The sequence below is a fragment of the Limnospira platensis NIES-39 genome (assembly GCF_026000695.1).
Lineage (GTDB): Bacteria > Cyanobacteriota > Cyanobacteriia > Cyanobacteriales > Microcoleaceae > Limnospira > Limnospira platensis.
Genome location: NZ_AP026945.1, coordinates 5,245,871 through 5,258,376, shown reverse-complemented (window position 1 = coordinate 5,258,376; position 12,506 = coordinate 5,245,871). Strand labels below are relative to the sequence as shown.

Annotated in this window: 8 protein-coding genes; 3 read left to right on the top strand and 5 right to left on the bottom strand. The window is 45.6% G+C overall.

The window, feature by feature from the left end; genetic code table 11:
- Positions 1 to 131: 131 nt before the first annotated feature.
- Both N39L_RS25880 and N39L_RS25875 read right to left on the bottom strand, forming a co-directional pair.
- A complete protein-coding gene (locus N39L_RS25880; RefSeq protein WP_006619911.1) occupies positions 132 to 611 on the bottom strand; it encodes an ankyrin repeat domain-containing protein in 480 nt (159 codons plus the stop codon).
- 135 nt (positions 612 to 746) lie between these two features.
- Positions 747 to 869, bottom strand: a complete 123-nt coding sequence (locus N39L_RS25875; protein ID WP_286131296.1) for a hypothetical protein — start codon at positions 867 to 869, stop codon at positions 747 to 749.
- On the opposite strand from N39L_RS25875, the gene N39L_RS25870 reads away from it, so the two are divergent.
- Entirely contained in the window at positions 868 to 1,722 is an 855-nt protein-coding gene (locus tag N39L_RS25870; protein ID WP_006619910.1) for a methyltransferase domain-containing protein, read from the top strand. The two genes, N39L_RS25875 and N39L_RS25870, sit on opposite strands and share 2 nt — an antisense overlap.
- Before the next feature lie 11 nt (positions 1,723 to 1,733).
- On the opposite strand, the gene N39L_RS25865 is transcribed toward N39L_RS25870, so the two are convergent.
- On the bottom strand, positions 1,734 to 4,145 hold the full coding sequence (locus tag N39L_RS25865) for a DUF1565 domain-containing protein (RefSeq protein ID WP_014276791.1): 2,412 nt from the start codon (positions 4,143 to 4,145) through the stop codon (positions 1,734 to 1,736).
- 218 nt (positions 4,146 to 4,363) lie between these two features.
- Here N39L_RS25865 and N39L_RS25860 point away from each other — a divergent pair, with 218 nt between their 5' ends.
- Together N39L_RS25860 and N39L_RS25855 are read left to right on the top strand one after the other, a co-directional pair.
- Positions 4,364 to 5,629, top strand: coding sequence for an inorganic phosphate transporter (locus N39L_RS25860; protein ID WP_014276789.1), 1,266 nt, complete (start codon positions 4,364 to 4,366; stop codon positions 5,627 to 5,629).
- Between the two features lie 131 nt (positions 5,630 to 5,760).
- A complete protein-coding gene (locus N39L_RS25855) occupies positions 5,761 to 6,945 on the top strand; it encodes a ferrochelatase (RefSeq protein WP_006619907.1) in 1,185 nt (394 codons plus the stop codon).
- A gap of 92 nt (positions 6,946 to 7,037) precedes the next feature.
- On the opposite strand, the gene N39L_RS25850 is transcribed toward N39L_RS25855, so the two are convergent.
- Together N39L_RS25850 and N39L_RS25845 are read right to left on the bottom strand one after the other, a co-directional pair.
- On the bottom strand, positions 7,038 to 9,788 hold the full coding sequence (locus N39L_RS25850; protein ID WP_014276788.1) for a bifunctional acetate--CoA ligase family protein/GNAT family N-acetyltransferase: 2,751 nt from the start codon (positions 9,786 to 9,788) through the stop codon (positions 7,038 to 7,040).
- A 429-nt stretch (positions 9,789 to 10,217) separates the two neighbouring features.
- Positions 10,218 to 12,380 carry an FAD/NAD(P)-binding protein gene (locus N39L_RS25845; RefSeq protein WP_006619905.1) on the bottom strand — a complete coding sequence of 721 codons (2,163 nt, stop codon included), beginning with the start codon at positions 12,378 to 12,380 and terminating at the stop codon, positions 10,218 to 10,220.
- Between the last annotated feature and the right edge of the window lie 126 nt (positions 12,381 to 12,506).

Sequence of the window (12,506 nt, the reverse complement as noted above, 5' to 3'; positions counted from 1 at the left end):
GTGGTTATATCCAGGATATTCTGAGTCTTAAATGCTGCCCAATTTGCCAATTGTCAAATTGGGGATTTTATCCTGGTTCTGATTAGATGAATCCTGATTCAATCCGGGCTTTTTCAACAGGCAATTATCAGCTAATTATGAGCGTCTCGCCATTTTTTAATTGCTGCTACAACTTCGGGATGATTCTCAGAAGATGCCCAAATTAAAGCCGTCCAATTGTTGTTATCCTTAGCCCGAAAATTGGCACCCTTATTCAGTAACATCTCAACCATCTGTACATGACCCCTACCAGAGGCGGCCATCAATGCTGTTAAGCCAAAATCGGTCTGAGCATCAATTTCAGCCCCAGCTTGTAGTAAACTTTCAGCTATAGTTAAATGGCCCTGTGCCGCCGCCTCCATCAGCGGAGTCCAACCATCATTATCTCCGAGGTTAACATCAGCCCCGGCCTCTATCAGGTTTTGGGCGATCGCCTCTAGTCCCTGTCCCACTGCTGTCACCATGGCGGTTGTGCCATCATCACCCACAGCATTGATATCTTTTTCCGCTGCTATTAAAGCTGATAATTCCTCAAGATTGCCTGTTTTGATGGCTTTAATTAACTCGGTCATAGTCGCTTTACCCTTCTCGCCCTGATGTTATTATCTCATAACCTTACATTTTAGGAAACTACCAAAAAGCGACTTCTTAATTAATGTTTGATTGGGCTAAAACAATGGCTTATTGTATCATTCCAATTTACGCTATCATAGCACTACAATCATGCGATCGCAACCCCCAGACCAGACTGGGGACTGAGACATATGGCATAACAAGTCCGTAGTCCTACCATTTACCATGATTGATTGTCCATTAGACAAAGTAGCCATGAAATCAACTCTCAATCAACAGATTCAACAGTTTTATGATGCTTCCTCCGCCCTGTGGGAACAAATTTGGGGGGAACATATGCACCATGGCTATTATGGACCCGAAGGGAATCTGAAAACCGAAAGACGACAGGCGCAAATTGACCTAATCGAAGAATTACTAAAGTGGGGACTTGATCAGACAACCCCAACCCCTAAGATTTTAGACGTAGGTTGTGGCATTGGGGGGAGTAGTCTTTATTTAGCCGAAAAGTTTAACGCCAGAGTTACAGGCATCACTCTCAGCCCGGTACAAGCCCAAAGAGCAGGCGATCGCGCCGCCGAAGCTAGATTAAGTCAAAATGTGAATTTCCAGGTTGCCAACGCCCTAGCAATGCCCTTTGAGGACGAATCCTTTGACCTGGTGTGGTCTCTGGAAAGTGGCGAACATATGCCCAACAAAATCCAATTTTTGCAAGAATGCCACCGAGTCCTCAAACCCGGTGGCACGTTTTTAATGGCTACTTGGTGTCATCGTCCCCTAGGGGGAGACCCAGGACAACTCACAGACGCAGAACGTCACCACCTCGCCCAAATTTACCAAGTTTATGCCCTACCCTATGTGATCTCATTGCCAGAATATCAAGCGATCGCCACTCGGGTAGGGTTTAATAACATTGACACCGCCGACTGGTCAAAAGCAGTCGCCCCCTTCTGGGATATAGTCATTGATTCCGCCTTTGACCCCGCCGCCATTTTCGGTTTACTCATCAGCGGACCTTCAACCATCAGAGCCGCATTATCCCTAGGATTAATGAGTCAAGGATATGAACAGGGTTTAATTCGGTTTGGACTACTGCGGGGGACCAAATAATCTAGCCTTGACTAGACAATGTAAGGAGAGTTGATCGCCTCAGCGCGCCCAGTGGCTACCAGAGTTTGATAGAGAATTGCCGAAATTTCCGCACGGGTAATATCCCGCTGAGGAGCCAGGGTAGTCCGAGTTGGATAGTTGACAATAATCCTTCGCTCTGTAGCAGTAGCGATCGCATCTGTAGCATAACTAGGAATCTGAGCGCGATCGGTGTAACCATTCAAAGAATTAGGATTACCACCAGTCAACTTGAGACCATTAATCAATGATACCACCGCCTGAGCCCGGTTCAAATTCTCATTAGGTCGGAAAGTGCGATCGGGGAAACCCGCCAAAAATCCGGCCCGGTTCGCTTGTTCAATAGCCACTTTCCCCCAGAAATCAATAGCCACATCCCTAAATGCAGTCGCCTGCTGAATAGGAGCCATATTAAACGCCTTAGCCAGCAAAGCCGCGTGTTGGGCGCGAGTTAAATTCTCATTGGGTCGGAAAGTACCATCAGGAAACCCACTGATAATATTCATATCAGTCAAGCGCACAATAAATTCTCGCGCCCAATGTCCGGTAATATCACTAAAGCGATCGCTTCCCGGAGGTGGAGTCGGAGTCGGAGTCGGAGTCGGCGTGGGAGTCGGAGTCGGAGTCGGAGTCGGCGTGGGAGTCGGGGTAGGAGTCACATTAGCACTAAAATCAATATTTCCCTTCGTGTTAGTGGGGTTAATCTGATTTCCCACAGACACCAAAGTAAACTTCCCAGCATTCTGGACATCATACTTACCATTATTGCGGAAAATATTACCCCCTGCATCTTGAGGGCTACCCAAATCTGGAAAAGCATCTGCAATGACAGTCAAACCATCCTGAAGATTGTTCTCAATCAGATTTTTCCGCAACACAGGCTTAGAACTACCCGAAAGTACAAGACCAGTGCGGTTGTTAGAAATATGGTTGTCGCTAATCAGCGGAGCCGCAGAGGCTTGAACAGCGATCGCAAATCCAGTATCTTGTAGCTTGTTGCCGCGAATTTCTCCCTTAGCATTCCCCGCCAAAGCGATACCATTACCAGCATTTTTTTCAAAGTGGCTAGTCAAAATCTCAGGGATAGCAGTTCCCGTGACAAAAACCCCTTCCCGTTTAGAGTTAAAAAACCGGCAATTAGCCACCACACAATAAACCGACTCAATCCAAACAGCAGTGCCGCGAATTTCCTCATTAGTCACACTCACACCGCGCAGGGTCGAGTTATTTTCCATCACAATAGTTACATTTTGTCCCGCCGCACTAGGACTAGCAAATCGACCGCTTCCAGTAATTTGAGTGCCATTACCTTGGCTAGACTCATTACCGATCAACGTCACACCAGAGATCACATACAACGGGAAAGTTTCCCCTGTAGCCGCCGTATAATTTCCTGGAGCCACTTGTACCACAGTCCCCGCCGTCGCCTGTTGTAAGCCACGGGTGATAGTTTTGAACGGAGCAGAAGCCGTACCCGCCGCCGAATCATTACCTGTCGAGCCATTAACATGGATAGTAGTGGGTGAGGAAGTCGGAGCGCTAGTCGCTACCACATTGATATTACCCTGAACTCTGCCAGCATTGAGCAAATTACCAAAAGAGGCGATCGCCACAGAGCCAGCATGATTAATATCAAACCCGCCATTATTGCGAATCATATTACCACCCGATTCGCTGGCGCTACCCAAATCTGGAGCCGCATCATTAGTAATTACAATACCATCGCCAGTGTTGCGCTCAATCAAATTACGTCGCAAAATAGGGCGAGAGTTGCCAGCAATTAGGAGACCAGAGCGATTTTCAAAAAGCGTGTTATCACTAATGCGCGTCTGAACTTCACCCTTAACCGAGATACCATAGCCCGTATTTTGGAAGGAACTGTTGCGTACTTCCCCCTTAACATTACCCTCCAGCGAGAGGCCATAGCCTTCATTTTCCACAAAGGCATTACTGAGGATATTAGGAGCCCCTGAGCCTGTAGCGTAAATTCCCTCGCGGCGACAGCGGGTAAATGTGCAGTGTACAATATTAGGCGAGGTAGACTCGACCCAAACTCCCGTACCCCTCACTTGGTTATTAGTTACTGTCACCCCCCGCAGTTCAGCGTTGGTAGCCATCACGATAGTAACTTCTTGGCCGCCTGTACTAGGGCTACTATGGCGACCACTACCTTCAATCAAAATGCCGCTTCCGGTTCCTGATTCATTTCCCACCACAGTGACCCCGCTAGGAATCATAATTGGGAACTGTTCCCCAGTAGCGCTATTATAGGTTCCAGTTTCTAATTGAATGAAAGTTCCTGATTCAACTTTAGCGCAGGCTGCCGTCAGAGTTTTGTAGGGAGATGATTGGGTCCCGTCACCCTGATCGTTGCCAGTAGATGGATTAACGTAAACTGTTGCCATAATTCTATTGTTGTTGCTGTTGCCAATTCCTGCAATATTTTCGGTAGCTGTTAAACCGCCTAGTTGATGGCACTTGCCACCAGTAACGTGGCGGATTTAGCGGTAGTGGGGGTTCTGTCTGACCCACAATCGGGAAACCATCGCGCACCGACATCATTAATATAACAAAGACTCTCCCTAGTTATCCGGTTAATTTCATCTGAATTTCATCTTTGATAATGGAAATTTCCCCCATCAACTTAATTCCGCTGTGGTTCGTCTGTCTGTTAGCTTTTTATGTGGCTTGCACCCTCGGAGCCAATGATGTGGCTAACTCTATGGGGACTTCTGTAGGGTCAAAGGCGATTACTCTCCGACAAGCTATTATCATCGCTGGGGTTTTGGAATTTCTAGGGGCGGTATTATTCGGGGGTAGGGTTTCGGAAACCTTAGCCACTGGGGTAGTCAAGCCGGAAGAATTTATCCGATCGCCTCAATTGTTCCAATTGGGTATGATAGCGGTATTAGTCTCGACCGGGTTATGGTTACAGATTGCCACCCGTAAGGGTTTACCCGTCGCCTCTTCCCATGCTGTGGTCGGTGCTATTTCGGGATTTAGTGCTGTGGCTGTAGGGTGGACTGCTGTAGCCTGGAAAACTGTGGGTTTGATTTCTCTGGCTTGGTTAATTACCCCCCTCATTAGTGCGGCGATCGCCGCCTCACTCTACAGTCTAATTAAATATTGGATTCTGGAACATCCACACCCACAACAACAAATTCTCGAATGGACCCCCTGGCTCAGTTGTGCCATGATTGCAGTATTTGGCACGTTAGTAGTCCCAGAAATTAGTCAACCCCTCGCCCATTTGATTAAAAGTCAATGGGGTGTTAATTTTCCTACCCATGATTTGACTATTGCGATCGCTGGTCTAACTGTCGTTGGCCTTACCTGGTTTAGTTGGCAACCTACTTTTAGATCCGGTGATAGCAAGTCCTCCATTGAAAGACAACTCGCTCAGTTTCAGGTTTTCAGTGCTTGCTTTGTGGCTTTTGCTCATGGGTCTAATGATGTTGGTAACACTGTCGCACCCCTTGCCATTATTGTCTATATCCGACAAACCGCTTCTGTCCCCCTCGGAGAGTTTCATATCCCCCTATGGGTATTAGTTATTGGCGGCGCTGGTATTGCTACAGGTTTGGCGGTTTGGGGTCAAAAAGTCATCTCCACTGTCGGCGAAAATATTATCACTTTAGCCCCTAGTGCCGGATTTTCGGCTGAACTCGCCACCGCCACCACTGTACTAATTGCTTCTAACTTAGGGATACCTGTTTCTACCTCCCATGCGCTAGTTGGTGGTGTTGTCGGCGTGGGACTTGTTCAAGGCTGGAAGTCTATTAAATTTGGGACTGTAGGTAAGATCGCCTTGGCTTGGTTAATTACAGTCCCCACCGCTGCATTTTTGGCCGCTATAGGCTTTCTACTCCTGCGATATTTCATGGGGTAGCTTTAGCTATGGCGGCGATCGCCCCCCTAACCCCCCCTAAGACATAGTTATCAACATATTATCCCCCTCCCCCCATAGGGGATGTTAAACTATAGGGAAATAGCTCATTGGTTAGATCAGAGGATTAAGACGTGGTAACAACTCCTGAGAAAATTACAAGTCCTAGCACCCAATTAAGCGATCGCCCTAAATCAGATCGGGTAGCCGTTTTATTGATGGGTTATGGAGAAGTAGAAAGCTATGAAGACTTTGCCAATTATAATGAACAGGCTTTAAATCTGTTAACCGCCAAATTCGCCCCAGTTCCTACTTGGATTTATCCGCCTCTAGCTAAACTTTTGGCAATATTTGACCTCCATGAATGGAGTCATCAGCACGGCAATTTTATTTCCCCCCACAATGCAATTTTTGAGAAACAACGAGCCGGAATTGAAGCACATTTACAACAAAAATGGGGCGATCGCGTTCAAGTATTTAAAGCCTTTAATTTCTGTGCCCCCTTCCTACCAGAAACAGTTTTAAGCCAAATTAAAACCGAAGGATTTGACAAAATCCTGATTTATCCACTGTTGGTAGTTGATTCAATTTTTACCAGTGGTATCGCTGTAGAACAGGTTAATAATGCTCTGGCACAATTAGCCGATACTAGCAGCCATTGGGTTACAGGTCAGCGTTATATCCCATCTTTTTATAATGAGCCTGAATACATTAATTTAATGGCGGAATTAGTGCAGGCAAAAATTGACGAAGAATTGGCGATCGCACATTTGCCATCCCAAATAGGCATCGTATTAATGAATCATGGATGCCCCCATAAAGCCAAGGGTTTTACATCAGGAATTGATGAAAGTCAAGCCTTATATGAAAAAGTCCGGGAACAACTCATCAACCGTTATCCCTTAATTTCCGTAGGCTGGTTAAACCATGATACCCCCCTGATCGACTGGACTCAACCCAACGCGCAACTAGCCGCCCATAATCTGATAGAATTGGGAGCGACGGCTATTGTCTTCATGCCTATAGGGTTTGCTACCGAAAACCACGAAACCTTATTAGATGTAGAACACATTATCGAGGCATTGCGGCGGCGACATCCCCAGGTAAGGTATATTAAAATGGCTTGTGTCAATGACCATCCCCAATTCCTGGAGATGGCTGCTAATTGGGCTAATCCTCAGATTGAGGCATTATTAAGCCAAACAGCATTATCTATTAATCCTAGCCTGGCAGTACAATCAGATCCAGGTCATCATAGCCATAGCCATCATCATCATAGCCATAGCCATAGCCATGATCATGATCATCACCACCACTAAAACCTAGGGGCGGGTTCTCCAATTATCCCCCCTGTAAAATGGCGGGGATAGGCGATCGCGATCGCTACCCCACCACACAGGAAACAATACTCCTAATCAGAAAGTTGGATTTCCGCCCTGACCATGGGTTCCCCAATTACCCGGTTAAGGGTAAATCCGATTTTTTCGCAGATATGCTGCATCACCCGGTTATCAGTGAGGATTTCCGCCATAATACAAGTGAGTTTTTCCTGGCGACTAATATGCAGAAGTTGTTTAAGCAACTGCGTCCCTACCCCTTGACGTTGGAAAGCATCAGCCACCAATAGGGAAAATTCCGCTTCATTGCTACCATAGACCTTGCTGAGTCGTCCTAAGCCGATGATTTGTCGTTCTAGGCTTTCTGGATTGGTGTATTCTGCCACTAGAGCCATTTCGCGATCGTAATCGATAAAACAGAGTCGGGACATAGGTTCATGACCTGTCCGGGAACTAAGTTTCATCAGATGAGCATAGCGCAAATAAACGCTTTCCTCCGAAAGACTTTCATGGAATTTAACCGCCATAGGTTCATCTTCAGGACGGATAGGACGGATAGTAATAGGCATTCCCTGCTGAGAAACCCAATGGCTGACATATTGCTGAGGATAGGGTCGGATAGCTGGCTTAGATAATTGGTCTTCCGGCGTGTCTGGGTCATGGAGTACCACCCGCGCATCGAGGGCCACCAGTCGGTCTTCCGAAGCCACCAGAGGGTTAATATCAATTTCCTTAATCCAGGGTTGTTCGACCACGATATGGGAAAACCTGACCATAAGCTGTTCCAAGGCATCCATATCCACAGGAGGCCGTCCCCGCACTCCTAACAGGGCTTTATAGATTTTGGTCTGTTCCATCATCCGCCGCGCTAAAGTGGTGTTAAGGGGCGGTAGAGCCAGGGTACGGTCTTTAAATACTTCCACCAGTTGCCCACCCGTACCAAATAGCAACACTGGTCCGAATTGAGGGTCAAGGCTACTGCCAATAATTAATTCATAGCCATCTAATTTAAGCATTTCCTGAACCGTGACACCTTGGAAATGTTCAGGTCCGACCTTTTCCGCAACCGAAGAAGCGATCGCCTCATAAGCCGCCTGGACTTCTTCAGCGCTAGTTAAATTCAGTTTAACCCCACCCACATCAGTTTTGTGGGTAATAGTTTCCGACAACAATTTCAGCGCTACCGGATAGCCAATAGCTTCCGCCGCCGCCAAAGCCGCATCAACCGTAGAAGCCATGCGAGTATCAACCACAGGGATGCCATAAAGTGCGAGAAGTTCCTTAGACTCAAACTCAGTTAGCAAACTTCGTCCTTGGTGGCGAACCTTCTCAATCAGATGTTTAGCCGTTTCCAGCGTCGATAAATTATCCTCAGAAGCTGCGAAAGTCGGTGTTTCATACAAGCCACGCAAATTGTAGGTATAGCGCCACATATAGTTAAACATCCGCACCGCCGTATCAGGATAAGAGAAAGTGGCGATATTGGCTTGATTAAGAATCTTAGCCCCTGCTGCCACCTCTGCGCCACCCATCCAACTAGCCAAAATCGGTTTTTTGTGATCCTGCATTGCCAAAAACTTCAACTGTTCCGCCGTTTGAGTCGGGTCGGTCATAGCTTGGGGAGTCAAAATCACTAACAACCCATCCCCATTAGGGTCTTTAACTGCTATTTCAAAGGCTTTCGCGTAACGTTCCGGGTCTGCATCCCCTAAAATATCAATCGGGTTGCTGTGACTCCATTGGGGCGGTAAAACCTGGTTAAGGGCGTTAGTAGTTTCAGAGGATAGTTGTGCTAGGGTTCCCCCTTCAATCAGTAAAGTATCCGTAGTTAGCACTCCCGGTCCCCCTGCATTAGTTAAAATAGTTAGGCGAGGACCTTTCGGGCGCGGTTGTTTTCCCAGCAATTCCGACAGAGAGAATAAATGGGCGATATGATACACCCGCAAAACTCCACAGCGCCGAAAAGCGGCATCAAGGACATCATCACTCCCCGCTAAAGCCCCCGTATGGGAGGCTGCGGCTTTCGCTGCGGCTTCTGTGCGTCCGGCTTTGATGACAATAATCGGTTTAGTGAGGGCTACTTCCCGCGCTGCTGATAGGAATGACCGCGCATCTCCTATAGATTCCATATAGATGACAATGCTTTTGGTGTTGGGGTCATTACCGAGGTGATAAATTAGATCTCCCCAGCCCACATCTAACATTGATCCTACGGAGACGAAGGCACTAAAGCCCACATTTTCCTGAAAACTCCAGTCTAAAATGGAGGTACACAAAGCCCCACTTTGACTAATAAAGCCTACACTACCGGGAATTGCCATGGCACTCGCAAAAGTGGCATTGAGTCCGGTTAGGGGGTTCATTAGTCCCAAACAGTTAGGACCAATAATCCGCATCCGGCTTTGGCGGGCATATTCCAGGATTTGCTGTTCTAATTCGACTCCCTTGGGTCCGATTTCTTTGAACCCAGCCGAGAGAATAATTGCCCCTTTGACTCCGGCTTCCACGCATTGCCGCACTATATCCGGGACTGTGGGCGCAGGGGTGATAATAATTGCTAAATCTACTGTCTCTGGGACTTCCCCTATACTGGGATAGGCTTTGATTCCTAAAACATTGCTACGTTTGGGGTTTATGGGAAATACTGTACCACCGAAGGGGTTACGAATTAGGTTCCACAGGAGGGTTCGCCCTACACTGTTGGGTTTTTCGGTGGCACCTATGACGGCTACTGTTTTGGGTGCAAATATGGCATTGAGGGGTTGGTGGTCGTAGCGTAAAACGTCATGGGCTGGATCGGTGCTTATAGATCTGGTGGCTTGCATAAACCATGCCTCTCTGTTGATGGGAGTTTTGCTCTGGTTGGTTGGTGAGTAGATGTTACTATTATAGACCCGATTCATTCCATTAACTTCGATCTATTGATTTTTCCTCAGTTTGGTAACTTTCACTACTGAGTGAGTGTTGAGACACCTGGGGCTGATTGACCTCCGTTTTTGAGTGGCTGCTCAATTTTTTATCATTTTGGGGTTAATTGCCGGTTAAATTTTAGTAAAATTAGGATGGGTTATAACCGACTATCAATTCCCTATTCCCAACCCTGTCCTCCCTCGTCACAGCCGTCTCCTCTCTGTGATAGCAACCCAGAAAGGCGATCGCTTTTGAAGTTGTATTGCTCTTGATTAAATTTGCGGCAATATGCCAGTATTTGCTATGATTATAGATAGGTGATCTAGCGATATAATCGAGTGATTTTAGGGTCGATCGCCACACCATTCGTTGGCAGCGATCGCCTCTGCCATTTGGCTGGGATAAATTAGATCAAGGTTTTCCATTAAGGTAATAAATTCTTCTCTACTGCGTTGACTTAATCGAGGATTACACCTTTTTTCTTCACCAATGGTAGAAACCGTGCGACCCTGATAATCATGGGCAGGATAGACCCAAATATCATCCGATAGGGTAAATAACTTTTGTGTCACAGTATCATAAAGAGTTCCGGCATCTCCTGATTGTAGGTCAGTGCGTCCACAACCACGAATAAATAAAGCATCTCCGGTTAACAGATAACGATGGTTAATTAAATAAGCTAGATGACTATTAGTATGACCAGGAGTAGCGATCGCCTGAATATTTACACTTCCCAAATTGACAATATCACCATCATCTAACTGTCGATTTGCACCTTTGATTTGGTCATTTTTAGGAACTAAAATTTGACAACCTGTTAGCTTTTTCAATTGACCAGCACCAGTAATATGGTCAGCATGGAGATGAGTTTCTAAACAGTAACAAAGATTTAATCCCCAATCATTTATTAATTGTAAATCACGGTCTATTTTTGCCAACACTGTATCTACTAAAACGGCTTGTTTAGTCTCCAGGTCAGCAATTAAATAAGTATAAGTGTTTGACTGTTGATCAAATAACTGACGAAATAATAAATTTAATGCACTGCTATTGTTATGATTATATGTAGATAAAGGCGCTACAGGACGCACCCATAAAGGTAGATCATTTAATATAGTTGTTGCTAATAATTTTGCTTGTTCCCGGATTTCTCTGATAGCTGTAGTTTCCCATAGATCACCTTTCCGGGGAGGCCCAAGGGTATAAAGTAAACTAGAGCCTTGACCCTGGGCATCTAATATCGCCCCATTAGGTAAAGTATATAGTCCCAAACCCAAAGGGTTAGGACAGATTAATCCTTGGGTTCTTAAATTAGCAATTAAAGACTGTGTTGAGGTTCGATAATCTACTTGTATTCCCGTACAATTAATAAACTTTTTAACCTGTATATTTGAATGATAATTATCCTTATAAATATTTACAAGTATCCCACTATCTATTTCTGCACAATGGCTAATTCTTCCAGATTTAATAATGAGTTTTTTTGTGAGAATTAAATCTTCGATAATTTCGCAAATTTCTGAAGCCAATCGATGGCGATGAATATCCCAGTAACGGTTGACATGACGCAGAAATCTTTTCTGTTCAACGGCGGATAATTCTTGCCACAATTCTTGAGTTACAGGACGAAGCGAATCAATGACAGACTGCCAATTATAACCCAATTGTGTGGCTGTTTTAATCTCCGCACGAATAGACTTTAATAAGCCCCTAATCGTTTTGGGTGCTGTATTTTTGGTTAAAAAAGCTGGGTAGGGTTGGCTAGGCTGATGAGACAAAGGCATTAAACCATGACGAGAAACGGCATAAATTTTACCCTGGTGATGGCGATCGCGCAAAGACATCACCATATCCACCATTGTTAATCCTGTACCAATTAATAATACAGAATCATCAACCTCTAGCCCGGTTAAGGCATCCTTTGACCAAGCATTGTGTATATAGGATGGTTGTAGTGAAATATTGGTGGCATCAGGCTGAAACTTACCTAACGAAAGAGGAGGAGGACTTGCCCCATTACCAATCGCTAAAACTATTTTATCAGCGGCAAAATTATCTTGATTTTTGAGGCAAACAATTGCCCCCCTATTTTGAGGCTGTATCCCGACAACTTCATCAATGATCCGTTCGAGTTTGACATAAGTTGGGGCGGTGGCTTCGGCTTCTTGTAAAATCGACTGAATATATAGTCCATAAACTAGACGAGGAATAAAAAGACTCGGATCTGGTTCATTGGGCAGCCAATTTTTTAGGGTATGATAATTAAACTTGAGCCAACGGAGTAGATGACTTGAATCATCAGGAAAAGCACTCATTCCTGCTGCCGGAACATTGAGTAAATGACTATTGCTTGTGGTACTATACGCAACTCCTTTGCCAATATCGTTAGAATCTATTAGCTTTATTGTCAGAGGTCTTTGAGTATTTTTTAACAAGTGGACAGCCACCATTGTTCCACTAAATCCCGCGCCGACAATAGCCACGGTAAGAGAAGCATCTGAAATCATCCTGACCCCCCTGTTTAAAGCAAATTATTGTCTGATATCAACGCCGTGCGATCGGTTATAAAAACAATCCTATTTCGTTAAGATGGATTCCCGCTTTCGCGAGAATGACAGCGCTGTGTGGAGCGT